The sequence below is a fragment of the Candidatus Skiveiella danica genome (genome assembly GCF_022705245.1).
Lineage (GTDB): Bacteria > Pseudomonadota > Gammaproteobacteria > Burkholderiales > Burkholderiaceae_C > Skiveiella > Skiveiella danica.
Genome location: NZ_JAKJEW010000023.1, coordinates 1 through 22456 on the forward strand (window position 1 = coordinate 1; position 22456 = coordinate 22456).

The following is a 22456-nucleotide window of genomic DNA, read 5'->3' on the forward strand; positions in this document are numbered from 1 at the left end:
GGTTGACGTAATAGCCGTCGTGCAGTTCGCGGGCGGCGCGCGCCGCCATCTGGTCTTGTGTCCACGCCATGATTACACCCCCGCCTTTTCTGTGATGGTCCGTTTTTCAATGCGTTTTTCGGGATTCGGGTTGTGCACGATGCGGTGCACATAGATGCCCGGCAGGTGCACCTGGTCCGGCACCATGGCGCCGGTCTCGACGATTTCCTCCACTTCCACCACGCAGATGCGCCCGGCCATTGCAACGGCCGGGTTGAAATTGCGCGCCGTCAGGCGGAACTGCAGGTTGCCCGACTTGTCAGCCCGGTGCGCCTTGACCAGCGACACCGCCGGCACCAGGGAGCGCTCCATGACGTAGGTCTTGCCGTCGAACTCGCGCAGCTCCTTGCCTTCGGCCACCAGCGTGCCGACACCGGTGCGGGTGAAGAAGGCCGGAATGCCGGCGCCGCCGGCGCGCAGCTTCTCGGCCAGCGTGCCCTGGGGCGTGAATTCCAGCTCCAGCTCGCCGGCCAGGTATTGGCGCTCGAACTCCTTGTTCTCGCCGACGTAGGACGAGATCATCTTCTTGATCTGGCGTGTCTCCAGCAACTTGCCCAGGCCGAAACCATCGACGCCGGCGTTGTTGGAAATGACAGTGAGGTTCTTCACGCCACTGTCGCGCAGCGCGTCGATCAGCGCCTCGGGGATGCCGCACAGGCCGAAGCCGCCGACCGCCATGAGCTGGCCGTCGGCCACGATGCCCTTGAGGGCCGCGGCGGCGGAAGGATAGAGCTTGTTCACACAGGTCTCCTGAAATGGGGAAAGCTGAACGATACTACGTAACTCAGTACGTAGTATTTCGTAATGGCCAACCCCCAACCCGATCGCATCGCCGTGACCCACGACATCGACTACCAGCTGGCCTTCGACCTGGCCCCGATCGGCCTCGTGCTCTCGCGCAACCGCACCATGGTGAACTGCAACCGCCGGGTCTGCGAGATGTTCGGCGCGACCCGCGAACAGCTCATCGGGCAGTCCTTCCAGATCCTGTACCCCAGTGCTGACGAATACGAACGCACCGGCGCGCGCATCGCGCCGCTGCTCAACCGCGACGGCACCTATTCCGACGACAGGCTCATGAAGCGGCTCGATGGCCGCTTCCGCGGCGAGATCTTCTGGTGTCATGTGACCGGCCGCGCGCTGAACCGCGACGCCCCGCACGAGGCCGGCATCTGGAGCTTCGAGGACCTGAGCTCACGCCGGCCGGTCAAGGCTGAGTTGACCGCCCGCGAGCGCGAGGTGGCCGCGCACGTCATGGACGGCCTGACGGCCAAGGAAATCGGCAAGGCGCTGGCGATCAGCCACCGCACCGTGGAAATCTACCGCGCTCGCCTGATGCGCAAGTACCAGGCCAGCACCACGGCCGACCTGGTGCACAAACTGATGGGCGGTTAAAAAGGTCCTATTTTCATAGCATTCCATGACCGTTCGACGCTGGTCCGGTGCCCAAAAGCCCCTGAACATCGCCTCAGCGGCCACCGAAATCGGCTTTCAGCGCGTGACCGGCGCGTCCACCACCTCGGCGGCGGTGCGGAAGGCCTCGACCGCGGTGGGCAGACCGCAGTAGATGCTCGCGTGCAGCAGCACCTCCTGGAGTTCCTGCGGCGTCGCGCCGTTGTTCAGCGCGCCGCGCACATGGCCCTTGAGCTCGTGCTGCTTGCCCAAGGCGATGAGCATGGCCACGGTGATCAGGCTGCGGGTTTTCAGGTCCAGGCCCGGACGCTGCCAGACGTCGCCCCAGGCGTTGCGTGTGATGTATTGCTGGATGGGTGCGGTGAACTCGGTGGCGCCGCCGAAGGCGCGGGCCACGAAGTCTTCGCCCATCACCTGCTTGCGGGTGGCCAGGCCTTTGTCGAATTGGGAATCCATTGTGTGAAGCTCCTGCAAAATCAGGCTGGCATCATGCATGAATCATTCCAGAGGAGACCCCTATGACCCGCTACCCCGCCCCCGAACTGAACGACCTGCCCGACGACATCAAGGCCAAAGTGCTGGAAGTGCAGGAGAAAGCCGGCTTTGTGCCGAACGTCTTTCTGGGCTTTGCCCGCCGCCCAGCCGAATGGCGCGCCTTCTTTGCCTACCACGACGCGCTGATGGTGCCGGAGTCCGTCGGGCGCACCAGTGGCCTGAGCAAGGGCGAGCGCGAGATGATCGTGACCACCACCAGTGCGGCCAACAACTGCCTGTACTGTGTGGTGGCGCACGGCGCCATCCTGCGCATCTACGAAAAGAAGCCGCTCGTGGCCGACCAGGTGGCGGTGAACTACCGCAAGGCCGAGATCCCGCCGCGCCAGCGCGCGATGCTGGACTTCGCGATGAAGGTCTGCCAGCACTCGGATCAGATCAATGACGCCGATTTCGAGGCGCTTCACGCCCATGGCTTTGACGACGAGGACATCTGGGACATCGCGGCCATCACCGCCTTCTTCGGCCTGTCCAACCGCATGGCCAGTTTCAGCGGCATGATGCCCAATCCCGAGTTCTACCTCATGGGCCGGATGCCGAAGGCCAAGGCCTGACTACTTTTCTGATAGCAATCAGTGACCTTTCGACGCTGGGAAGGAGCTGATTTCCCTCAACTTCGGGTGGGCGGGGCCGCCGGTGCCGTTCCTGTGGCCGTTTTTACCCGAGCAGTCCGGCGGGGTCCACGAATTCGTAGCCCAGGTCGTGTGCCACGGCTTCGTAGGTCACCTGGCCTTGGCACACGTTCAGGCCGTGCAGCAGGTGCGGGTTGTCCTTCAGCGCCTGCTTCCAGCCCTTTTCGGCCAGCGCCAGCGCATGCCCGATCGTGGCGTTGTTGAGCGCAAAGGTCGAGGTGCGCGCCACCGCGCCTGGCATGTTGGCCACGCAGTAGTGCACCACGCCGTCCACCATGTAGACGGGCTCGGCATGGGTCGTCGCGTGCGAGGTCTCGAAACAGCCGCCCTGGTCGATGGCCACGTCCACCAGCACCGCACCCTTCTTCATGCGCGCCACGTGCGCGCGGGTCACCAGCTTGGGCGCCGCCGCACCGGGCACCAGCACGCCGCCGACCACCAGGTCGGCGTCCAGCACGGCCTCTTCGATAGCGGACGCCGTCGAATAAATCGTGCTGATGCGGTTGCCGAACACCAGGTCCAGCTGGCGCAGGCGGTCCACGTTCTTGTCCAGCACGGTCACGCGCGCGCCCAGGCCCACCGCCATCTGCAGCGCATTGGTGCCGACCACGCCGGCACCAATGATGGCCACGTGCCCGGGCTGCACGCCGGGCACGCCGCCCAGCAGCAGGCCGCGCCCGCCATGGGCTTTTTCCAGATAGGTGGCGCCGGCCTGCACGGCCATGCGCCCGGCCACTTCGCTCATCGGTGCCAGCAGCGGAAGGCCGCCGCCGGCCCCGGTGATGGTTTCGTAGGCGATGCAGATGGCACCGGACTTGACCAGCGCCTTCGTCTGCTCGGGGTCCGGCGCCAGGTGCAGGTAGGTGTAGAGGATTTGCCCAGGCCGCAACATCGCGCACTCCACGGGCTGCGGCTCCTTGACTTTCACGATCATCTCGGCGCGCGCAAAGATCTCGGCGGCTGTGGCCACCATCTCGGCACCGGCGGCCACGTACTGCGCATCGGTCAGGTCGATCGCGGTACCGGCATCGTTTTGCACAAGCACCTGATGGCCATGGGCCGTGAGCTCGCGCACGCTGGCCGGCGTCAGGCCGACACGGTATTCATGGTTCTTGATTTCCTTGGGGACGCCGATGAGCATGATTGCCTCCTGTGAATGGATGAGGCGGATTGTGGCGGCGACGACTCCTCTTGAGAAGCAATGTTAATTTTATTGCAAGTTCATAAGAATAATGAATAGTTTCCAATGACCTGCCGGGCTTCGGCGGTCCAGGCGGTCCTGCTCATTCCTGCACCAGCTGGCGGACCCAGTCCGGCAGCGGCACGGCCTTCTGCTTCGGAAAATCGACCCAGATCGTGGTGGCCCCTCCGGCGACCCAGATCGCACCGGGGGCATCGGCCCGTTCGATCGTGGCCCAGGTCTCGAACGTGGTGCGCGCCGGATCGCTGGCATACATGCGCACCAGCAGGTCGCCCGGGAACTCCAGCTGCTTGTAGAAATTGCAGAACGCGTTGACGATCACCGGCCCTTCGCCCAGGGGATCCATCCTGCAACCGATGGATCGGAACCACTCGATGCGGATGATTTCCAGGTAGCGGAAATAGGTGGTGTTGTTGACATGGTTCATGGCATCCATGTCACCCCAGCGGATCGGGATGCTCATCTCGAAAACCTGTTTCTTGATGGCGGGAATTTCAAATTTCATCGATGGGCCCTGATCGAAAAAAGAATACCAAGGGTGAAGAGCACGGCGGCCGCAAGCTGCGCAAAGCCCGGCCAGTGGCCGTCCAGCACAAACGAATACACCAGCGCGAAGACCGTCTCGCTGACGATCAGCTGCCCGCACAGGCTGGCGGAAAGCCGCTGGCTGGCCACGTTCCAGAGGATGGTGGCCAGCCACGCCGAGCCCAGCCCGGTGGCCACGCACACCGCCGCCGATTGCGCAAAGCCAGGGTGTCGAACCAGCACTGACGCCGGCGTGCCCAGGGCCAGCCACATCAGCAGCGCGCCCGTGCCGGTGGCCACGCCGAGCCAGTTGGCCCAGTCCGTGGCGGAGACCTCGGGATGGCGGTGCAGCCAGGCCGAGTTCAGCAGCGCAAAGGCCGTCCAGCACGCCATGGCCAGGACGGCCCACGCTACGCCACGCATGAAGTCGGGTACAGCGCCTGTCGCGTCCATTGAAGGCGCCTGCGACGTCGCGTCCATCATCAAGGCCAGACCGGCAGCCGTCAGCACCAGACCCGGCAACAGTGCCGGCCAGCGAAGACCTGCCGGCTTGCCCAGCACCATGACCCACAGCGGAATGGTGCCGATGATGAGTGTCGGGACCTCGGTGCCGGCATCGCGGATCGCCAGCACCAGGAACCAGTAATAACCTGTGAAACCCAGCACGCTCAGGACCACGGCCCAGCCCATCTGGGCCAGCGTGGGCCGCCGCCGGCGGCCCGGCAAGGCCAGGAGCACCAACGTCGACGCCAGCCCATAGGCCATGAACCGCCCCGCGGCGAGGTCGAGTGATGACAGGCCCGGCGTCATGCGCGGTGCCACGAAAACCAGCCCCCACAGCGCGCCCGCCAGCAGGCCCGCAACAATGCCCCAACTCATGCCGGCATGGACCCCACCCGGCACCTCGGCGCGCCCCCGGGCCCGCGCGCGAGCCTCACGCCTCAGACCCCAAATCCATCGTCGGCCGCAATGACCGCGCCATTGATGAAGTGGCTCTGGTCGCTGGCCAGCATCAGCACCAGGCCATCCAGGTCCTGCGGCTGCCCCACACGCTTGCGCGGCAGCATCTGGATCAGTTTCTGCCCCTGCTCGGTCTGCCAGTGGTGGTGGTTGATCTCAGTGTCGATGTAGCCGGGGCAGATCGCGTTGACATTGATGCCGAAGCGGCCCCACTCCAGCGCCATGGCCTTGGTCATCTGCACCACCGCGGCCTTGCTCATGCAATAGACGCCGATTTGCGGCAGCACCTTCAGGCCAGCCATCGAGGCGATGTTGATGATGCGCCCGCCCGTGAAACTGCCGGGCGCCGCACCACGGGAACGGGCCAGCATGCGCTTGCCCACTTCCTGCGCCACGAAGAAGGCGCCGCGCACGTTGGTGTTGAACACGAAGTCGTAGTCGTCCTCCGCCACGTCCTGGATGCGCTGCGTGGTGCTGACACCGGAGTTGTTGACCAGGATGTCGATCGATCCCATTTCGGTCTCGGCATGCGCCACCGCGGATTTGATGGAATCGTTGTCGGTCACGTCGAGCTCGATCACATGGGCGTCGCCGCCCGCGCCCTCGATCTCTGCGCGCAGTTCCTTGAGCTTTTCCAGTCGCCGGCTGGCCAGGACGACGCCCGCACCGGCGGCAGCCAGCGTGCGCGCAAACTGGGCGCCGAGGCCCCCGGAGGCCCCGGTGATGAAGGCCACGCGGCCGGAGAGATCGATGCTGTATGCCATTGAGGGAACCTCCACTAAAAACGAAGAGAACGATCGTTCGATTGTGCCTGTGAACGGCATAAAATCAGTCGCCCAACCGACAGACACATGCACCTGTTGTGGGGCACGATACCGCCCATGTTCAACCGAGACATCCCATGACAAACCAGGAAATACTGGCCCAGTTCGGCCCGCGCGAAGCAATGGAATACGACGTGGTCGTGGTCGGCGGCGGTCCCGGCGGCCTGGCCACCGCGATTCGCCTGAAGCAGCTGGCGGCAGCGAAAGGCACCGAAATTTCGGTCGTCGTGCTGGAGAAGGGCTCCGAGCCTGGGGCGCACACGCTGTCCGGCGCAATCATGGACCCGATCGCCCTCAACGAACTTTTTCCGAACTGGAAGGAACTCGGCGCACCGCTGAACCAGCCCGTCACCGGCGACATCTTCCTGATGACCAGCGAGACCGGCGCGACCCGCACGCCCAACATGCTCCTGCCGGCATGCTTCCACAACCACGGCAACTACATCGTCAGCCTGGGTGCAGTGGTGCGCTGGATGGCCCAGCAGGCAGAGAACCTCGGCGTCGAGATTTTTCCTGGCTTCGCGGCGGCAGAGGTGCTCTACCACGACGATGGCTCCGTCAAGGGCGTGGCCACCGGAAACCTGGGCATCGGAAAGGATGGCGAACCCACCGAGAACTTCCAGCTGGGCATGGAACTGCATGCCAAGTACACCATCTTCGCCGAAGGTTCGCGCGGCCACCTGGGCAAACAACTGATCGCCAACTTCAAGCTCGACGCCGGCTGCGATCCGCAGAGCTACGGCATCGGCATCAAGGAACTCTGGGAGATCGATCCGGCGCGCCACACCCCGGGCCTGGTCGTGCACACGGCCGGCTGGCCGCTGGAGGAAGACACCTACGGCGGCTCGTTCATGTACCACATGGAAAACAACCAGGTCGTGGTGGGCTTCGTGGTCGGCCTCGACTACAAGAACCCCTGGCTCAGCCCGTTCGAGGAGTTTCAGCGCTACAAGACCCACCCGAACATCCGCTGGTACTTCGAGGGTGACAAAGGTGCCAAACCCGCCAAGCGCATTTCCTACGGTGCGCGGGCCATCACGGCCGGCGGCCTGCTGTCCCTGCCCAAGACGGTGTTCCCAGGCGGGGCGCTGGTCGGCTGCGATGCCGGTTACCTCAATGCCAGCCGCATCAAAGGTGCGCACGCCGCCATCAAGACCGGCATGTTGGCCGCCGAAGCGGCCTTCGACGCGTTGGCGAGCGGTCGCCAGCATGACGAGCTGACGGCCTATCCGGAGGCCTTCAACGAATCGTGGCTGCATACCGAACTCAACAAGGCACGCAACTTCAAACAGTGGTTCAAGAAGGGCCGTACGGTCGGCACGCTGATGACCGGCATCGAGCAATTCGTGCTCAAAGGCAACATCCCCTGGACGATCCACCGCGACAAGCCCGACCACGTCTACCTGAAGCCGGCCGCCGAGTGCAGGCCCATCGACTATCCGAAGCCCGACGGCGTCCTGACCTTCGACCGGCTCTCCAGCGTCTTCATCAGCAACACCAACCACGAAGAGAACCAGCCCGCCCACCTGACGCTCAAGGACGCCACGGTCCCGGTCAACGTGAACCTGGCCAAGTTCGCCGGACCCGAGGGTCGCTACTGCCCGGCGGGCGTGTACGAATTCGTGCCCGACGAATCCAAGGGCGGCAGCGCCCAACGCCTGCAGATCAACGCCCAGAACTGCGTGCACTGCAAGACCTGCGATATCAAGGACCCGACGCAGAACATCGTCTGGGTCTCGCCCGAAGGCGGTGGCGGCCCGAACTACGCCGGCATGTAGGCGGCCACGTCATCTTGATCTGAAAGGGGCCAACCGGCCCCTTTTTTCATGGCCCCTGTCGATCCTGCGACGACCCCCGGCGATGCACGCACGTTACAGTTCACGCTTCCCCTGGAGGTCAATCCATGAACATCGTGATCACCGGTGGCGCCGGTTTTCTGGGCGCGCGTCTGGCGCGCACCCTGCTCGCCCAAGGCCCGCTGGCGCTGGCGGGCGCAGCACCGCAGCCCATTTCCCGCATCACCCTGGTCGACCGGGCCCAGCCGCCGGCCGACTTGCTGGCCGACTCGCGCGTCGCCACCGTCGTGGGCGACCTGAACGACCTGCTGCGACCGGGACCGTCCGGAACGATGGCCATCGCCGCCGACACCCAGTTGGTATTTCACCTCGCGGCTGCGGTCAGCGGCGAATGCGAGGCTGATTTCGATCTCGGCATGCGAAGCAACCTGGACGCGACCCGTGCCCTGCTTGAGGCCTGCCGCACCCTGAAGACCGGCCCGACCTTCGTGTTCGCGAGCTCGCTGGCGGTCTTCGGCAAGGCGCCTGGGCAGTCCCTGCCCGAGGTGATCGAGGACAACACCCTGCCCACTCCGCAAAGCAGCTATGGCATCCAGAAGTTCATCGGGGAACAACTCGTGGCCGATTACGCACGCAAAGGCTTTGTGCGTGGGCGCAATGTGCGTCTGATGACGGTCAGCGTGCGCCCGGGCAAGCCCAACGGTGCGGCGTCGAGCTTCCTCAGCGGCATGATCCGCGAACCGCTGGCCGGTCAGCGCGCCGTCTGCCCGGTACCCGCGGACGTTGCAGTGGCACTGTCGTCGCCCGGACGCACGATCGACGGCTTGATCCGTGCGGCGCAGACCACCGATGCGGACTGGGGCCCGCTGACCGCCATGAATTTGCCCGCCCTGCGCACCAGCGTGCGCGAAATGGCCGAGGCGCTGGGCCGCGTGGCCGGCTCGGCAGCCGCCAATCTGCTGGACTGGACGCCTGATCCCGCGATCATTCGCGTCGTCAGCACCTGGCCCGGCGCCATCGCAGCGACCCGCGCACGCACTCTCGGCCTGCTGCCCGACTCCAGCTTCGAAGCCATCATTCGCGACTACATTCGCGAAAACCCGGATGCGATCCGCCTGCCCGTGCAGCCATAATCAAAGTTGTATGACGACTTTCGGGCGCATCTGACTCGATCAGATGTCCGAGGGTTGCCACCGTTTAAACCAAGGAGACTTTCATGAAATTGAGCAAACTGGTGTTGGGCCTGAGTCTGGCTCTGGGCTTTGTGGCCGCAGCCTCGGCACAGACCACAATGAAGATCAGCATTTCGACGGCCCAGAACTCGCACCAGGGCATTGCCATCGACACCTTTGCCAAGGAAGTCGAGAAGCGCACCGGTGGCCGCTACAAGATCCAGACGTTCTACAACGGCGCGCTGGGCGGCGAACGCGAATCCATCGAGGCGGTGCAACTGGGCACGCAGGAACTGGCCTTCAGCTCCACCGGACCGGTGCCCAATTTTGTGCCCGAAGCCAAGATCCTGGACGTGCCTTTCCTGTTCCGTGACAAGGCACATGCCCGCGCCGTGCTGGACGGCCCGATCGGCCAGGAAATGCTGGTCAAGTTCGACGCCAAGGGATTCAAGGCGCTGGCTTGGGCCGAGAACGGTTTCCGCCACATGACCAACAGCAAGCGCCCCGTCAATGTGCCTGAAGATCTGAAGGGCCTGAAGATGCGCACCATGGAGAACCCGGTGCACATTGCCGCCTACAAGGGCTTCGGCATCGTGACGACGCCCATGGCCTTCCCGGAAGTGTTCACCGCCCTGCAGCAGGGCACGGTCGATGGCCAGGAAAATCCCCTGTCGGTCATCATCTCGGCCAAGTTCGATCAGGTCCAGAAGCACCTCTCCCTGACCGGCCACGTGTATTCGCCCGCCATTTTCCTGATGAACAAGGCGGCTTACGAAAAGCTCAGCGCGGCCGACAAGCAAGCCTTCATCGAGGCCGCCAAGGAAGGCACCAAGGCCAACCGTGCCCGCGTCGACGAGGACGATGCCAAAGGTGTGGCCGACCTGCGCGCCAAGGGCATGACCGTCATTGATAACGTGGACAAGGCCAAGTTCGTCACGGTGCTGGCGCCGGTGAACGCCGAGTTCGAAAAGCAGTTCGGCAAGGCCAACATCGACCGGATTCGCGCCGTCAAGTAGTTCCCGCTCCACTGTCCGGACCACGCCCGAAGTTCTCCGACTTTCGGGCGTTTTCATTCCTGAACCTTCAGCCCAGGCGGCCCCTATCGTGAAAGACACTTTTCTCCGGATCGAACGCATGACCAGCACGCTGTCGATGCTGGCGGCCTGCGCCATGCTGGCACTGGCCGCCAGCCTGGGCGTGTTCCAGATCATCACCCGCTTCGTGCTCGAAACCCCGGCCGAGTGGTCCGAAGTCATGATCCGCTTCAGCCTGATCTGGATGGTCTTTCTCGGCATTCCGACGGCGTTTCGCCAGGGCGCCATGGTCAGCGTGGATGTGCTCTACCGCTGGAGCCCGCCGGCCCTGCGGCGCGTGCTCGACTGGATCGTCTGCCTCGCCGCGCTGGTGCTGATCGCCGTCATCATCTGGTGGGGCTGGGACTATGCCAACCGCGGCAAGGTGCAGACCATGATCGGTCTTGAAGATGTGTCCATGTTCTGGGCCTATCTGGCGATGCCGGTCGGCGGCGTGTTCAGCATCCTCGGCATCATCGGCAACCTGCTGGATCCGCAGCGCCTTGAACTGGAGACCGCGCAATGAGCACCCCTGGACCGCTCCAAGGCGCGAGGGCCCCCTTGGGGGGCAGTGCAGGCGCGCAGCGCCAAACGTGGGGGCTCCTATGACCGCCGCGATGCTTTCAACGATGGTGCTGTGCTTTGCACTCACCGTCTCGGTCGCGGTGTCGATCGGTCTGGCCTCGATCCTGGGCATCCAGGTTGGCAACGCCAACATGCTGATCTCCGTGAAGGAGATGTTCAACGCGATCAACAAGTTTCCGCTGGCGGCCATTCCCTTCTTCATCCTGGCCGGCAACATCATGGAAACCGGTGGCATCTCGCGTCGGCTGGTGGAGTTTGCCAAGAGCCTGGTCGGTGGTGTGCAGGGCGGCCTGCCCATGACCTGCGTACTGACGTGCATGATCTTCGCGGCCGTGTCGGGCTCGTCGGTGGCCACGACGTTCGCCATCGGCACCATCCTCATTCCGGCGCTCATCAAGCACGGCTACCCCACCACCTGGGCCGCCGCCTTGCAGGCCACCAGCGCCGAACTCGGGGTGATCATCCCGCCTTCGATTCCGATGATCCTGTACGGCGTGAGCGCCGAGGTCTCGATCGGCGAACTCTTCATCGCCGGCTTCGGTCCCGGCATCCTGATCGGCCTGGCGTTGATGGCTTTCGTCTGGGTCTATTGCCGCATCAAGGGCTGGGGCAAGAACGATGGCGACGGCCGCCTGGGCGTGGGCAAGGCCACCTGGCAGGCCGGCTGGGCGCTGCTGATGCCGGTCATCATCCTCGGTGGCATCTACGGCGGGGTCTTCACGCCGACCGAAGCATCGGCCGTGGCCGTCTTTTATGCGCTCGTCGTTGGCCTGCTGATCTACCGCGAAATCAAGCTCGCCGATCTCGCCATCATCCTGCGCAAGTCGGTGCTGTCCAGCGCGGTGATCATGTTCATCATCGCCAATGCCGGGCTGTTTGCTTTCCTGATCACGCGCGCCGGCGTGCCCGATGCCATCGGCCACTGGTTGGAGGATGTTCTGAAAACCCCGGCCTATTTCCTGCTGGGCGTGAACGCGGCGCTGTTCCTGATTGGCATGTTCATCGAGACCAGCGCGGCCATCATCGTGCTGGCACCGATCCTGGCGCCGGTGGCCATGCACTTCGGGATCGACCCGGTGCACTTCGGCCTGATCATGGTGGTGAACCTGGCCTTGGGCATGATCACGCCGCCTTTCGGCGTGAACCTGTTTGCCGCCTGCACGGTGGCGCGCATCTCGCTGGACCGCATGATCAAGGACCTGATTCCCTTCGTGTTGGTGATCCTCGCCTGCCTGATGGTGATCACCTATGTGCCCGGCCTCTCGCTGGGCTTGCGGGACCTGGTCTACGCCCGGTAGGTCGACGCCGGCCCAGCGGTAGAATCCAGCCTTGTCAGGAGAGAGCCGGCCCCAAGGGCTGGCCGCCGAAGGCGCAGGAGGCTCCGCAAGGAGTCCTGAACGCTCAGGCAAAAGGACTGACAAGCGTCTGAAAGGACGTTTCCTCACTGGAGAGAGTCTCCGCGGGTGCAAGCCGGCGGGGTCCACCGAAGGAGCAACCCGCAGCCCGCCGCTGTGCCCCAGGCACGGTGACGCAGGCCCGGCGAATCTCTCAGGTAAAGCGGACAGAGAGGGCAGCCCATGGCATGCGTGCCATGTTTCGAGTTTGCCCCGCAGGAGAATTGCATGTCCGCACCCCATGACACCCCTTTGCTCACCACCCCGCTGAATGCGCTGCATGTGGAGCTCGGTGCCCGCATGGTGCCGTTTGCCGGCTATTCGATGCCGGTGCAATACCCGGCCGGCCTCATGGCCGAACACCACCACACCCGCACCGCCGCCGGCCTGTTCGACGTCTCGCACATGGGCCAGCTGCGTCTGGTGGGTGCTGACGCCGCAGCCGCGTTCGAGACCCTGATTCCCATGAACGTGATCGGTCTGCAAGCCGGCAAGCAGCGCTACGGGCTGCTGCTCAATGACGAAGGCGGCATCCTCGATGACCTGATGTTCGTCAACCGGGGCGCAGACCTCTTTGTCATCGTCAATGGCGCCTGCAAGGCTGGCGACATCGCCCACATCCAGGCCCGGATCGGCCAGCGTTGCGACGTCATCCCGATGCCGGAGCGCGCGCTGCTGGCCTTGCAGGGCCCGCAGGCGGTCGCCGCCTTGTCGCGCATGGTGCCCGGTGTCGAGAAACTGGTCTTCATGACCGGTGGCAGTTTCAGTTGGGCCGGCGCGGACCTGTTCATCACGCGCAGCGGCTACACCGGCGAAGACGGATTCGAAATCTCGGTGCACAACGACCATGCCGAAGCGCTGGCGCGTGCCCTGCTGGCACAACCCGAGGTCAAGCCCGTGGGCCTGGGCGCGCGCAATTCGCTGCGCCTGGAAGCCGGACTGTGCCTGTACGGCAACGACATCGACACCACCACCACGCCGGTCGAGGCTGCCCTGAACTGGGCGATGCAGAAGGTGCGCCGCACGGGCGGCGCACGAGCCGGAGGTTTCCCCGGCGCCGACACCGTGCTGGCGCAACTCGACGGGACACTGCCGCTGACGCGCGTTCGTGTCGGGCTGGTGGCCACCGAGCGGGTGCCGGTGCGCGAGCACGTGAAGCTGGAAAACATGGACGGGCAGACCGTCGGCGAAGTCACCAGCGGCCTGCTCTCGCCCACGCTGAACCGGCCGATCGCCATCGCCTATGTCGAACCCGATTACGCGGCCGCAGGCACGGAACTGTTTGCCATGGTGCGCGGCAAGCCGGTGCCGATGGTCGTGACGCCAACCCCCTTCGTCCCGACCCGCTACCACCGCGGCTGAGCGCCGGCTGGGTCCGCGTCCCCTGTCATGCTTCCCTTATATTGGCCCCCTGATCATTTTCCCCGGAGAACCCCATGAGCCTGAAATACACCGAAGACCACGAATGGATCAACGTCGACGGCGACATCGCCACCGTCGGCATCACCCACCATGCCCAGGACGCCCTGGGCGACGTGGTGTTCGTGGACCTGCCCGAAGTGGGCGCGACCATTGCGCAGAAGGAAGTCGCCGGCGTGGTCGAGTCCGTCAAGGCCGCCGCCGACGTGTACATGCCCGTGAGCGGTGAAGTCACTGAGGTGAACGAAGCCCTGCGCGCCGACCCCTCCTTGGCCAACAGCGACCCGCTGGGCGCGGGCTGGTTCTTCAAGGTGAAGCTGTCCGACGCCGGTGAAGTCGCCGCGCTGCTGGATGAGACCGCCTACACCGCGTTCGCCGCCAACGCCTGACCGGCAAAGCCTTGCGTGCGGGGCATTCCGCGGAGTGCCCCGTGCCCAATGTTTTGACCGGAGCCCTCCATGCTGATGCCAACCGCCCTGCCCTTGGGCGATCTCGAAAACCCTTCTGAATTCATCGCCCGCCACATCGGCATCAGCGCCGCGGACGAGGCCCACATGCTGTCGGTCATCGGCGAGGCCTCGCGCCGCGCGCTGATCGACTCCATCGTGCCGCGCAGCATCGCGCGCAACGCCGGCATGGACCTGCCGCCCGCGACGACCGAAGCCGCCGCGCTGGCCGAGCTGAAGGCCATCGCGGGCAAGAACCAGGTGCTCAAGAGCTTCATCGGCCAGGGCTACTACGGCACGCATACGCCGGGCGTCATCCTGCGCAACATCCTGGAGAACCCCGCCTGGTACACCGCCTACACGCCCTACCAGGCCGAAATTTCCCAGGGCCGCATGGAAGCCTTGGTCAACTTCCAGACCATGGTGACCGACCTCACCGGCATGGCGATCGCCAACGCGTCCATGCTGGACGAGGCCACCGCCGCCGCCGAGGCGATGACGCTGGCCCGCCGCTCCGTGAAGGCCAAGGGCCACACGATCGTGGTGGCCGGTGATGCCCACCCGCAGACCATCGAAGTGATCCAGACCCGCGCGAAGCCGCTGGGCCTGACCGTCAAGCTGGCCAACTCGCACCCGGAATGGGTCGAGGCGCTGGCCGGCGACGACTACTTTGCCGTGCTGGCCCAGTACCCCTCCACCAGCGGGCGCATCGACGACCTGCGCGCCGACGTGGCCACCGTGCACGGCAAGCAGGCGGCCTTCATCGTCGCCGCCGACCTGCTGGCGTTGACCCTGCTGGTGCCCCCCGGTGAGTTCGGCGCCGACATCGTGATCGGCACCACGCAGCGTTTCGGCATGCCCATGGGTGCAGGCGGCCCGCACGCCGCCTACATGGCCTGCCGCGACGAATTCAAGCGCTCCATGCCTGGGCGCCTGGTCGGCGTGAGCGTGGACGCCCACGGCAACCCGGCCTACCGGCTGGCGCTGCAGACGCGGGAGCAGCACATCCGCCGTGAAAAGGCCACCTCCAACATCTGCACCGCGCAGGTGTTGCCGGCCGTCGTCGCCAGCATGTACGCGGTCTATCACGGACCGCAGGGCCTGACGCGCATCGCACAGCGCGTGGCCGCCTACACCGCGATCCTGGCCCGGGGCCTGCGGCAACTGGGCTGCGAACTGACCAGCGACTCGGCCTTCGACACGCTGACCGTCAAGGCGGCTGATGCCGCACAGGCCCGGGCCATCGTGGCCAAGGCACTGGCCCAGGGCGCCAACCTGCGCCTGGCCTGGGACCAGTACGTCAGCGTCTCGCTGGACGAGACCACCACGCGTGACGACCTCGCCCTGCTCTGGTCGGTCTTCGCGCAGGATGGCCAGGCCTTGCCAAGCGTCGATGCCTTCGCACAAGGCATCGAACCGCTGATCCCGGCCGCGCTGCGCCGCACCAGCGCCTTCCTGACGCATCCGGTGTTCAACAGCCACCATTCCGAAACCGGCATGCTGCGCTACCTCCGCAGCCTGTCCGACAAGGACCTGGCGCTGGACCGCAGCATGATCCCGCTAGGCAGCTGCACCATGAAGCTCAATGCCACCAGCGAGATGATCCCCATCACCTGGCCCGAATTTGCCAACGTGCACCCCTTCGCGCCGGCCGACCAGCTGCAGGGCTACCGCGAACTGGACGAGCAACTGCGCGCCTGGCTGTGCCAGGCCACGGGCTACGCCGGCATCAGCCTGCAGCCCAACGCGGGCAGCCAGGGCGAATACGCCGGCCTGCTGGCCATCCAGGCCTGGCACGCGTCGCGCGGCGACCACCACCGCACCATCTGCCTGATTCCGTCCTCCGCCCACGGCACCAACCCGGCCAGCGCGCAGATGGCCGGCCTGCAGGTCGTGGTGACCAAGTGCGACGAGAACGGCAACGTGGATATGACCGACCTGGAAGCCAAATGCGAGCAGCACAGCGCCAATCTGGCCGCCGTAATGATCACCTACCCCTCGACCCATGGCGTGTTCGAGACCACGGTGAAGGAGTTGTGCGCGCTGGTGCACCGCCACGGCGGGCGCGTCTACGTGGACGGCGCCAACATGAACGCGCTGGTCGGCGTCGCCGCGCCGGGCGAGTTCGGCGGCGACGTGAGCCACCTGAACCTGCACAAGACCTTCTGCATCCCGCACGGCGGCGGCGGCCCGGGCGTGGGGCCGGTGTGTGTGGTCGAAGACCTGGTGCCGTTCCTGCCCGGACACGCGACCGGTGGCATCCAGAGCGGCGTGGGCGCGGTCAGCGCGGCGCCTCTCGGCAATGCTGCCGTGCTTCCCATCAGCTGGATGTACATCCGCATGATGGGCGCCGACGGCCTGAAGCACGCCACTGAAGCCGCCATCCTGAGCGCCAACTACATCAGCAAGCGCCTGGCCGGCCACTACCCCACGCTCTACGCCTCGGCCAACGGCCATGTGGCACACGAGTGCATCCTGGACCTGCGCTGTCTCAAGGAGACCAGCGGCGTGATGGCCGAGGACGTGGCCAAGCGGCTGATGGACTACGGCTTCCATGCGCCCACGCTCTCTTTCCCGGTGGCCAACACCCTGATGGTCGAGCCCACCGAGAGCGAAACCCGCGAAGAACTGGACCGCTTCATAGCCGCGATGATCGCGATCCGCGACGAGATCCGCCAGATCGAATCGGGCGCCTGGCCGCAGGGTGACAACCCGCTCAAGAACGCGCCGCACACCGCGGCCAGCGTGCTGAAAACCGACTGGCCCCACCCCTACCCGCGCGAAGTAGCGGCGGCGGCCCGGGGCGCGTCGGTCAACACCAAATACTGGCCCTCGGTGGGCCGGGTGGACAACGTCTACGGCGACCGCAACCTGTTCTGCAGCTGCGTGCCGGTGGAGGACCTGGCCTGACCATCCTGATCTGATTTCCCAGGGGTGGCCCACCAGCCGCCCCGCCGCGACAGCGGGAGAGACCGGTGCCCCGAGCACCGGCGCCGAAGGAGCAACCACCCCGGAAACTCTCAGGCACCCCGGACCGCCGCCGCGACGGCGCGCCTGATCGGCGTGCCGCCACACTCTGAAGAGCAGCCGGGATTCGTCCCCCGGCCCACCGCAGGAGCAAGCCGCCTCACGGGGTGGTGAATCTCTCAGGTCACAAACAGAGGGGGTCATGCGCCGCACACGGTGTGCGGGGCGTGCCCTTTGTTTGACGGCTTTGAAAGCGAGATTCCCATGTCCCATCTCATCGTCATCGGCGGCGGCATCACCGGCGTCACCAGCGCCCACGTCCTGGCCCGCGACGGCCACGAGGTCACCCTGATCGAAAAACACCGCTACGCCGGCATGGAAACCAGCCATGCCAACGGCGGCCAGCTCTCGGCCTCCAACGCCGAGGTCTGGACCCACCCCTCCACGCTCATCAAGGGCCTCAAGTGGATGCTCAAGGCCGACGCGCCGCTGCTGGTCAACCCCACGCCCAGCTGGCACAAACTCAGCTGGTTTGCCGAGTTCATCGCGTCCATTCCGAAGTACCGCGACAACACCGTCGCCACCGCAAAGCTGGCGATTGCCGCGCGCGAGCACCTGTTCGGCTGGGCCCGAGCCGAGGGCGTGGACTTTGACCATAAGAAGCGCGGCATCCTGCACATCTACCGCGACAAGGCCGGCTTCGACCACGCCGCCAACGTCTCCAAATTGCTGGCCGAAGGCGGCCTGCCGCGCCGCGCCGTCACGCCCGACGAGATGCGCGCCATCGAGCCCACGCTGGCCGGCCAGTACTACGGCGGCTTCTACACCGAAAGCGACAGCACCGGCGACATCCACAAGTTCACCCACGGCCTGAGCCTGGCCTGCGAGCGCCGCGGCGTACGCCTGCTGACCGGCCACACGGTGGCCCGCGTGCAGAGCAACGGCAGCACGGCGCAGGTCACGCTCTCCAATGGCGAGGTGGTCACCGGCGACGCGGTGGTGGTCTGCGCCGGCGTGCACAGCCGCGCGCTCGGCGCCCAGCTGGGCGACCGGCTCAACGTCTACCCGGTCAAGGGCTATTCGATCACTGTGATGCTGAACGACGAGGCCAGCCAGGCCGCCGCGCCGCAGGTCAGCCTGCTGGACGACGAGACCAAGCTGGTCACCAGCCGCCTGGGCGCCGACCGCTTCCGCGTGGCGGGCACGGCCGAGTTCAACGGCTTCAACCTCGACATCCGCGCCGACCGCATCCGCCCGCTGGTGGATTGGGTCAACCAGTGCTTCCCCGGCGTGAGCACCCGCCGGGTCGAGCCCTGGGCCGGCCTGCGGCCCATGATGCCCGACATGCTGCCGCGCGTGGGCCCCGGCCGCGCGCCCAACGTGTTCTACAACACCGGCCACGGGCATCTGGGCTGGACGCTGTCGGCCATCACCGCGCACCAGCTCGCCGGCCACGTCGCGCAGTGGGAGGCCGCGCGTGGGCCGCGCGGGCTGGCTGCTGTGCCCGCCTGAGCAAAGGACGGCCCCGGTCACTTCGCTATTGATAGCTGACCATGACCATTTGACGCTGGGATTCGGTCATTTTGATCAAGAATTGGCGCTCCGGCGACCTGCCGGGCGCCTTTCCGGTGGGCAGCGCCGGCACCGGCCCCACTCAGAGGCCATGCCCGATTCGCTTTAATTCGTCCGCATGGGCCTCGTAGGCACCCAGGTGGGCGCGCATCAGGCTTTTCCAGAGCTTCCCGTGGTTGGGCACCGAGAAGTGAAGCAGCTCATGGACGATCACGTAGTCCCACAGCTCGGGCTTCAGGGCGGGCAGTTCATCGCTGAAATTCAGATGGCCCGCGGTGGAGCACGAGGCCCACTTGTTCCGCATCGGCCGCACACCCAGCCAGACAATCCTGACCTCCAGCTTGTCGGCCCAGTGCCGCACGCGCTGCTTGAACCGGTCTTTCTGGTCGGTTGCCGTCATCGCGCTAGATCCGGTCCGCCTTGTCCAGCAGCGTGAACAACGCATCCACCAGGGCCGTCACCTGATCAAGGTTGTGGGCCTCCGGGTAAATGGCGAACGTCACTTTCTTGCGCAGTTCACGCAACGCGTTTTCGCTGCGCCGCCAGTTCGGAAACTCGGTGAACGCGTGGCGAATCTTGCGGCTGACCACTTCGGCGTTCCCGATCTTCGCGTCCAGCAGGCTGCGGTAGACAAAATAGGTCAGGCCATCGAAAGACTTCTCGGCCTGTTCCTTTTTCCGCGCTTCATTGCCTTCGACCTCGCGCAGCAATTCAGCCAGGGCCTCGGCCGTGCTGGTCTGGCGGTTCTCGAAGCTCTCCTGCACCGCCCTCGCCCGCTCGGCCATGGCGATGAGGCAGGGGTCATCGCTGTGTTCCTGCGCCAGCTGTTCAATGCTCTTGATCAGGTTGATGACCTTGGTGCCATCCCCGCCGCTCTTGTTCTTGATCAGCTCGATGGTGTTGCCATCGATCGCTAGGATCTCACCCAGTCCGCCCACGCCATAGCTGCCCACCTGCTGCTGGACGAGATGGTTGGTCTTGGCCTGGAATTCGCGGTCGACCCTCACGGTCCGGGTGTAGGCCTTGCGCACAATCTGATAGATCGCCGACAAGGTGCCATAGTCGTCCATGAACGGGCGCAGGAAGGCGTCGGGCGAGATGATCTCGTAGAGCATCTCGATCTCCTTGTACTCCTTGAAAAACGCCTTGCGCCGCTCCGGGTCGCGGAAGTGCTCGATGAGCGTATCCACGTCCTTGTCGTTGAAGTTGCGCTCGATCAGGCCCAGGTAGTCCGGCGCCCTGGACTCCATCTTGTTCTTGAACAACACCTTCAGCAGCTTCAGGTCCTTGACGATGGCGTTGATCTCGTCGCTGTCAAAGGCCAGCGCCTTCTCCAGCTTGTCGAAAATGCCGACGAAATCGAGCACGAAGCCATGCGGCTTCACCATCCCCTGCGCCTCGTTCTCGTAGGGGCGGTTCACCCGGGCGATGGCCTGCAGCAAGGTGTGGTCGCGCATCGGCTTGTCGAGATACATCGCGTAGAGCACCGGCGCGTCGAAACCGGTGAGCAGCTTCTCGGTGACGATGAGGATCTTCGGCATCTGGTCGAGCTTGCCGAAGCTCTTGCGAATCTGCCGCTCCCGCTTCGGGTCGAGGTGAAATTCCTTCAGCAGTTTCGAATCGTTGTTGCTGCCGGTGTAGACCACTTCGGAATACGCGGGCGGCAAGAACTGGTCGAGGGCGTGCTTGTAATGCGCGCAGGCTTCGCGGTCCACGCCGACCAGGAAGGCTTTGTAGCCCAGCGGCTCGACGTTCTGGCGGTAATGCCCGGCGACGAACTGCGCCACCTGCTGAATCCGCTCCTTGCCCTTCAGGAAGTTCTTCAGGTTCACCGCCCGTTCGAGGATCTTGTTCAGCTCCTCGATGTCGGCCACGCCCTCGGCCTCGGCCAGCGACAGGAACTCCTTGTCCAGCGTCTCATGGGGCACCAGCATGTCGTTGGGCGCGAGCTGGTAGTACAGCGGCAGCGTGGTGCCGTCTTCGATGCTGTCGGCGATCGAATACTTGTGCAGATAGCCCTGGTCGTCCTCGCAGCCAAAGGTCTTGAAGGTGCCCTTGCCATGCACCGTCTTGTCCACCGGCGTGCCGGTGAAGCCGATGAAGCTCGCGTTCGGCAGGCCGGCCATCAAAAAGTTGCCGAGGTCGCCGCCCGTGGTGCGGTGGGCTTCGTCGATCAGCACGTAGATGTTCGCGCGCGTGTTCAGGTTCGCCGGCATGTCGCGGAACTTGTGGATCATCGTCACGACGATGCCCCGGTAGTCGTCACGCAGCAGCTGGTTGAGCCGGGCGATGCTGCTGGCGTGCTCCAGGTTGCCCAGGCCCAGCGCGGCCAGATTCTTTAGCATCTGATCTTCCAGCTCGTTGCGGTCGATCATCAGCAGCACGGTGGGCTTGTCCGCCCCGGGCGCGCGGAACAGCCGCTCCGCCGCCTTGATCATAGTGAAGGTCTTGCCGCTGCCCTGGGTGTGCCAGACCAGGCCGCGTGTGCGCTGGGGGTCGAGGGCGCGGCCCACCGCCGCCTCCACCGCGCCGGTCTGGTGCTGGCGCAGGATGTATTTATTGAGCTCCTCGTCCTTCTCGGCAAAGACGATGTAGTCCTTCAGGAAGGCCAGCACCTGCGGGATGGCGCAGAAGCTCTTCACCTTGGCCTCCAGCTTGCCGACGTCTTCGCCTTTCCAGTTGAAGATGTTCCGCCGCACCGTGTTCCAGCTCACCCCGTAGCAAAAGCCGATGGCGTCGGTGGCGGTGAACAACTGCTGCGGCACGAACAGCTCGGGCGTCTCGCTGTGGTAACGGCGGATCTGGTCCACGCCCAGGGCCATCGCCTCGTCCTTGCTGGCGTTCTTGCACTCGATCACCAGCACCGGGATGCCGTTGATGAGAAAAACCACATCCTCCCGCGTGCCGTAGTGGCCGTTGTGAAAGGCCCACTCCTCGGTGACCTCAAAGACGTTGCGCGCCGGATCGTCGTAATCGACCAGGATCAGGTCGCGCTCGCGCTTCTCCTCGTGGTCGAAGAACTTGCCCCGGTTGCGCAGGTGTTCGACGAAATCCCTGTTGCCGTAGATGTCGGTGTGCAGATGGCGAAACTGCCCGAGCAAGGCGCCCTCGGCCTCGGCATAACGAGGATTGAATTCCCGCAGCTTGGCGTCGAGCAGGTCATCGAAGAAGAGGGAACGGTTCCTGGCGCGGTCTGCGGGCGGGACGTCCGGATCAAAGCCGCGACGCTGCTCGGCTTCCTCGCGGGATACAACCGTCCAGCCGATGGCCGCGGCGTAGCCGAGGATGCGAGCCTGGACGGTTTTGTGTTCGCCGGGGGTGGGCATGGCTATTTAAAGCAAACCCCATTGTTGGTGTGCTTCGCGCGTGTAATGCCCAAGCCCGCCTCCATTCGGAAAATTGTTGGGATCAAAGCGAGGAATCGCGTCCAGCAGTGGTGCTTTCTTGAAAGGAACGTGAATCACATGCGCGACCTGACTGTCAATACGTTGGGCCAAGGCCGCTGGCCAGAGCACACGCAGTCCAGCAGGGTCAAGAATGCTCGTGTAATCCGTGTAAGCCGCGATTATTGGTATCCGGTACGTATCAATGGCCTGTGTTATCTCGAATGGAACCCAGTCCGTGTCGTTTTTGGTGGTTACGCCGATAATCAGCACCATATTCTTGGAGTTCCGAAGTCTTTCCAAGAGTCGCGCTCTTAATGTGGACTTCTTGCTAGTATCCCGGACAGCCGACGTTTTCTCGTGGCTGTTGATCATCGTGAAGTCGTCATCGGTCCTCGCAGTCCACGCCTTCATGAGATTGTAGTAGTCGATGTCGGACTTACCGGGCTGATTGGTTCCGTCCGCATGGAATGCGATGTATGTTCCATTTCGATATGCCATGG

Annotated in this window: 20 protein-coding genes, 1 pseudogene and 4 riboswitches; of the genes and pseudogenes, 11 read left to right on the forward strand and 10 right to left on the reverse strand. The window is 64.7% G+C overall.

Annotated features, from left to right (window positions below):
* Together ACMUOY_RS13490 and ACMUOY_RS13495 are read right to left on the reverse strand one after the other, a co-directional pair.
* Positions 1–70: pseudogene (locus tag ACMUOY_RS13490) on the reverse strand (succinyl-CoA--3-ketoacid-CoA transferase); the annotation flags it as partial.
* 2 nt (positions 71–72) lie between these two features.
* On the reverse strand, positions 73–780 hold the full coding sequence (locus ACMUOY_RS13495) for a CoA transferase subunit A (RefSeq protein ID WP_413893246.1): 708 nt from the start codon (positions 778–780) through the stop codon (positions 73–75).
* 63 nt (positions 781–843) lie between these two features.
* On the opposite strand from ACMUOY_RS13495, the gene ACMUOY_RS13500 reads away from it, so the two are divergent.
* Positions 844–1434, forward strand: coding sequence for a LuxR C-terminal-related transcriptional regulator (locus ACMUOY_RS13500; protein WP_413893247.1), 591 nt, complete (start codon positions 844–846; stop codon positions 1432–1434).
* A 96-nt stretch (positions 1435–1530) separates the two neighbouring features.
* Here ACMUOY_RS13500 and ACMUOY_RS13505 read toward each other — a convergent pair whose 3' ends face one another.
* Entirely contained in the window at positions 1531–1908 is a 378-nt protein-coding gene (locus tag ACMUOY_RS13505; protein ID WP_413893248.1) for a carboxymuconolactone decarboxylase family protein, read from the reverse strand.
* 62 nt (positions 1909–1970) lie between these two features.
* Between ACMUOY_RS13505 and ACMUOY_RS13510 the strand changes: the two genes are divergently transcribed.
* Complete coding sequence (locus ACMUOY_RS13510) at positions 1971–2558, forward strand: peroxidase-related enzyme (protein ID WP_413893249.1); 588 nt, start codon at positions 1971–1973, stop codon at positions 2556–2558.
* Between the two features lie 103 nt (positions 2559–2661).
* Here ACMUOY_RS13510 and ald read toward each other — a convergent pair whose 3' ends face one another.
* From ald to ACMUOY_RS13530, 4 genes are all read right to left on the reverse strand, one after another.
* Entirely contained in the window at positions 2662–3777 is a 1116-nt protein-coding gene (ald, locus tag ACMUOY_RS13515) for an alanine dehydrogenase (RefSeq protein ID WP_413893250.1), read from the reverse strand.
* Between the two features lie 142 nt (positions 3778–3919).
* Positions 3920–4342, reverse strand: coding sequence for an acyl-CoA thioesterase (locus tag ACMUOY_RS13520; RefSeq protein WP_413893251.1), 423 nt, complete (start codon positions 4340–4342; stop codon positions 3920–3922).
* Positions 4339–5241 carry a DMT family transporter gene (locus ACMUOY_RS13525; protein ID WP_413893252.1) on the reverse strand — a complete coding sequence of 301 codons (903 nt, stop codon included), beginning with the start codon at positions 5239–5241 and terminating at the stop codon, positions 4339–4341. Before ACMUOY_RS13525 ends, ACMUOY_RS13520 begins: the two co-directional genes overlap by 4 nt.
* A 62-nt stretch (positions 5242–5303) precedes the next feature.
* Positions 5304–6086, reverse strand: a complete 783-nt coding sequence (locus ACMUOY_RS13530; protein ID WP_413893253.1) for an SDR family oxidoreductase — start codon at positions 6084–6086, stop codon at positions 5304–5306.
* 137 nt (positions 6087–6223) lie between these two features.
* On the opposite strand from ACMUOY_RS13530, the gene ACMUOY_RS13535 reads away from it, so the two are divergent.
* The 9 genes from ACMUOY_RS13535 (at position 6224) to ACMUOY_RS13575 (ending at position 18510) form a co-directional block, all read left to right on the forward strand.
* Positions 6224–7924, forward strand: coding sequence for an electron transfer flavoprotein-ubiquinone oxidoreductase (locus ACMUOY_RS13535; protein ID WP_413893254.1), 1701 nt, complete (start codon positions 6224–6226; stop codon positions 7922–7924).
* Between the two features lie 125 nt (positions 7925–8049).
* On the forward strand, positions 8050–9075 hold the full coding sequence (gene denD / locus ACMUOY_RS13540; RefSeq protein WP_413893255.1) for a D-erythronate dehydrogenase: 1026 nt from the start codon (positions 8050–8052) through the stop codon (positions 9073–9075).
* 83 nt (positions 9076–9158) lie between these two features.
* Positions 9159–10130 carry a TRAP transporter substrate-binding protein gene (locus ACMUOY_RS13545; RefSeq protein WP_413893256.1) on the forward strand — a complete coding sequence of 324 codons (972 nt, stop codon included), beginning with the start codon at positions 9159–9161 and terminating at the stop codon, positions 10128–10130.
* Positions 10131–10218: 88 nt separating this feature from the next.
* Complete coding sequence (locus tag ACMUOY_RS13550; protein WP_413893257.1) at positions 10219–10713, forward strand: TRAP transporter small permease; 495 nt, start codon at positions 10219–10221, stop codon at positions 10711–10713.
* A gap of 79 nt (positions 10714–10792) precedes the next feature.
* Positions 10793–12070 carry a TRAP transporter large permease gene (locus ACMUOY_RS13555; protein ID WP_413893258.1) on the forward strand — a complete coding sequence of 426 codons (1278 nt, stop codon included), beginning with the start codon at positions 10793–10795 and terminating at the stop codon, positions 12068–12070.
* Between the two features lie 25 nt (positions 12071–12095).
* Positions 12096–12199: riboswitch (glycine riboswitch) on the forward strand.
* 7 nt (positions 12200–12206) lie between these two features.
* A riboswitch (glycine riboswitch) is annotated at positions 12207–12347 on the forward strand.
* Between the two features lie 47 nt (positions 12348–12394).
* Entirely contained in the window at positions 12395–13528 is a 1134-nt protein-coding gene (gene gcvT, locus ACMUOY_RS13560) for a glycine cleavage system aminomethyltransferase GcvT (protein WP_413893259.1), read from the forward strand.
* A 74-nt stretch (positions 13529–13602) separates the two neighbouring features.
* Positions 13603–13974 (forward strand): glycine cleavage system protein H, encoded by a 372-nt coding sequence (gene gcvH, locus ACMUOY_RS13565; RefSeq protein ID WP_413893260.1) that lies wholly within the window; start codon positions 13603–13605, stop codon positions 13972–13974.
* Between the two features lie 69 nt (positions 13975–14043).
* The gene (gcvP, locus tag ACMUOY_RS13570; RefSeq protein WP_413893261.1) at positions 14044–16941 is read left to right on the forward strand and encodes an aminomethyl-transferring glycine dehydrogenase; all 2898 of its coding nucleotides are present in this window, start codon (positions 14044–14046) and stop codon (positions 16939–16941) included.
* 52 nt (positions 16942–16993) lie between these two features.
* A riboswitch (glycine riboswitch) is annotated at positions 16994–17069 on the forward strand.
* A 28-nt stretch (positions 17070–17097) separates the two neighbouring features.
* Positions 17098–17202: riboswitch (glycine riboswitch) on the forward strand.
* Between the two features lie 60 nt (positions 17203–17262).
* On the forward strand, positions 17263–18510 hold the full coding sequence (locus tag ACMUOY_RS13575; RefSeq protein WP_413893262.1) for a D-amino acid dehydrogenase: 1248 nt from the start codon (positions 17263–17265) through the stop codon (positions 18508–18510).
* Positions 18511–18652: 142 nt separating this feature from the next.
* Here ACMUOY_RS13575 and ACMUOY_RS13580 read toward each other — a convergent pair whose 3' ends face one another.
* From ACMUOY_RS13580 to ACMUOY_RS13590, 3 genes are read right to left on the reverse strand one after another with little or no spacing between them, the layout of a single operon-like run.
* Positions 18653–18970 carry a M48 family metallopeptidase gene (locus ACMUOY_RS13580; RefSeq protein WP_413893263.1) on the reverse strand — a complete coding sequence of 106 codons (318 nt, stop codon included), beginning with the start codon at positions 18968–18970 and terminating at the stop codon, positions 18653–18655.
* A 4-nt stretch (positions 18971–18974) separates the two neighbouring features.
* Positions 18975–21896 (reverse strand): type I restriction endonuclease subunit R, encoded by a 2922-nt coding sequence (locus tag ACMUOY_RS13585; RefSeq protein ID WP_413893264.1) that lies wholly within the window; start codon positions 21894–21896, stop codon positions 18975–18977.
* A gap of 6 nt (positions 21897–21902) precedes the next feature.
* A complete protein-coding gene (locus ACMUOY_RS13590; protein ID WP_413893265.1) occupies positions 21903–22454 on the reverse strand; it encodes a TIR domain-containing protein in 552 nt (183 codons plus the stop codon).
* Positions 22455–22456: the final 2 nt, after the last annotated feature.

Excerpts from the sequence above, each read along its gene's own strand:
- ACMUOY_RS13510 (WP_413893249.1), top strand. The coding sequence starts at position 1,971 with ATGACCCGCTACCCCGCCCCCGAACTGAACGACCTGCCCGACGACATC.
- ACMUOY_RS13555 (WP_413893258.1), top strand. The coding sequence starts at position 10,793 with ATGACCGCCGCGATGCTTTCAACGATGGTGCTGTGCTTTGCACTCACC.
- denD (WP_413893255.1), top strand. The coding sequence starts at position 8,050 with ATGAACATCGTGATCACCGGTGGCGCCGGTTTTCTGGGCGCGCGTCTG.
- gcvH (WP_413893260.1), top strand. The coding sequence starts at position 13,603 with ATGAGCCTGAAATACACCGAAGACCACGAATGGATCAACGTCGACGGC.
- ACMUOY_RS13530 (WP_413893253.1), bottom strand. The coding sequence starts at position 6,086 with ATGGCATACAGCATCGATCTCTCCGGCCGCGTGGCCTTCATCACCGGG.
- ACMUOY_RS13580 (WP_413893263.1), bottom strand. The coding sequence starts at position 18,970 with ATGACGGCAACCGACCAGAAAGACCGGTTCAAGCAGCGCGTGCGGCAC.
- ald (WP_413893250.1), bottom strand. The coding sequence starts at position 3,777 with ATGCTCATCGGCGTCCCCAAGGAAATCAAGAACCATGAATACCGTGTC.
- ACMUOY_RS13585 (WP_413893264.1), bottom strand. The coding sequence starts at position 21,896 with ATGCCCACCCCCGGCGAACACAAAACCGTCCAGGCTCGCATCCTCGGC.
- ACMUOY_RS13525 (WP_413893252.1), bottom strand. The coding sequence starts at position 5,241 with ATGAGTTGGGGCATTGTTGCGGGCCTGCTGGCGGGCGCGCTGTGGGGG.
- gcvP (WP_413893261.1), top strand. The coding sequence starts at position 14,044 with ATGCTGATGCCAACCGCCCTGCCCTTGGGCGATCTCGAAAACCCTTCT.
- ACMUOY_RS13500 (WP_413893247.1), top strand. The coding sequence starts at position 844 with ATGGCCAACCCCCAACCCGATCGCATCGCCGTGACCCACGACATCGAC.
- ACMUOY_RS13505 (WP_413893248.1), bottom strand. The coding sequence starts at position 1,908 with ATGGATTCCCAATTCGACAAAGGCCTGGCCACCCGCAAGCAGGTGATG.
- ACMUOY_RS13535 (WP_413893254.1), top strand. The coding sequence starts at position 6,224 with ATGACAAACCAGGAAATACTGGCCCAGTTCGGCCCGCGCGAAGCAATG.
- ACMUOY_RS13575 (WP_413893262.1), top strand. The coding sequence starts at position 17,263 with ATGTCCCATCTCATCGTCATCGGCGGCGGCATCACCGGCGTCACCAGC.
- ACMUOY_RS13520 (WP_413893251.1), bottom strand. The coding sequence starts at position 4,342 with ATGAAATTTGAAATTCCCGCCATCAAGAAACAGGTTTTCGAGATGAGC.
- ACMUOY_RS13590 (WP_413893265.1), bottom strand. The coding sequence starts at position 22,454 with ATGGCATATCGAAATGGAACATACATCGCATTCCATGCGGACGGAACC.
- ACMUOY_RS13545 (WP_413893256.1), top strand. The coding sequence starts at position 9,159 with ATGAAATTGAGCAAACTGGTGTTGGGCCTGAGTCTGGCTCTGGGCTTT.
- gcvT (WP_413893259.1), top strand. The coding sequence starts at position 12,395 with ATGTCCGCACCCCATGACACCCCTTTGCTCACCACCCCGCTGAATGCG.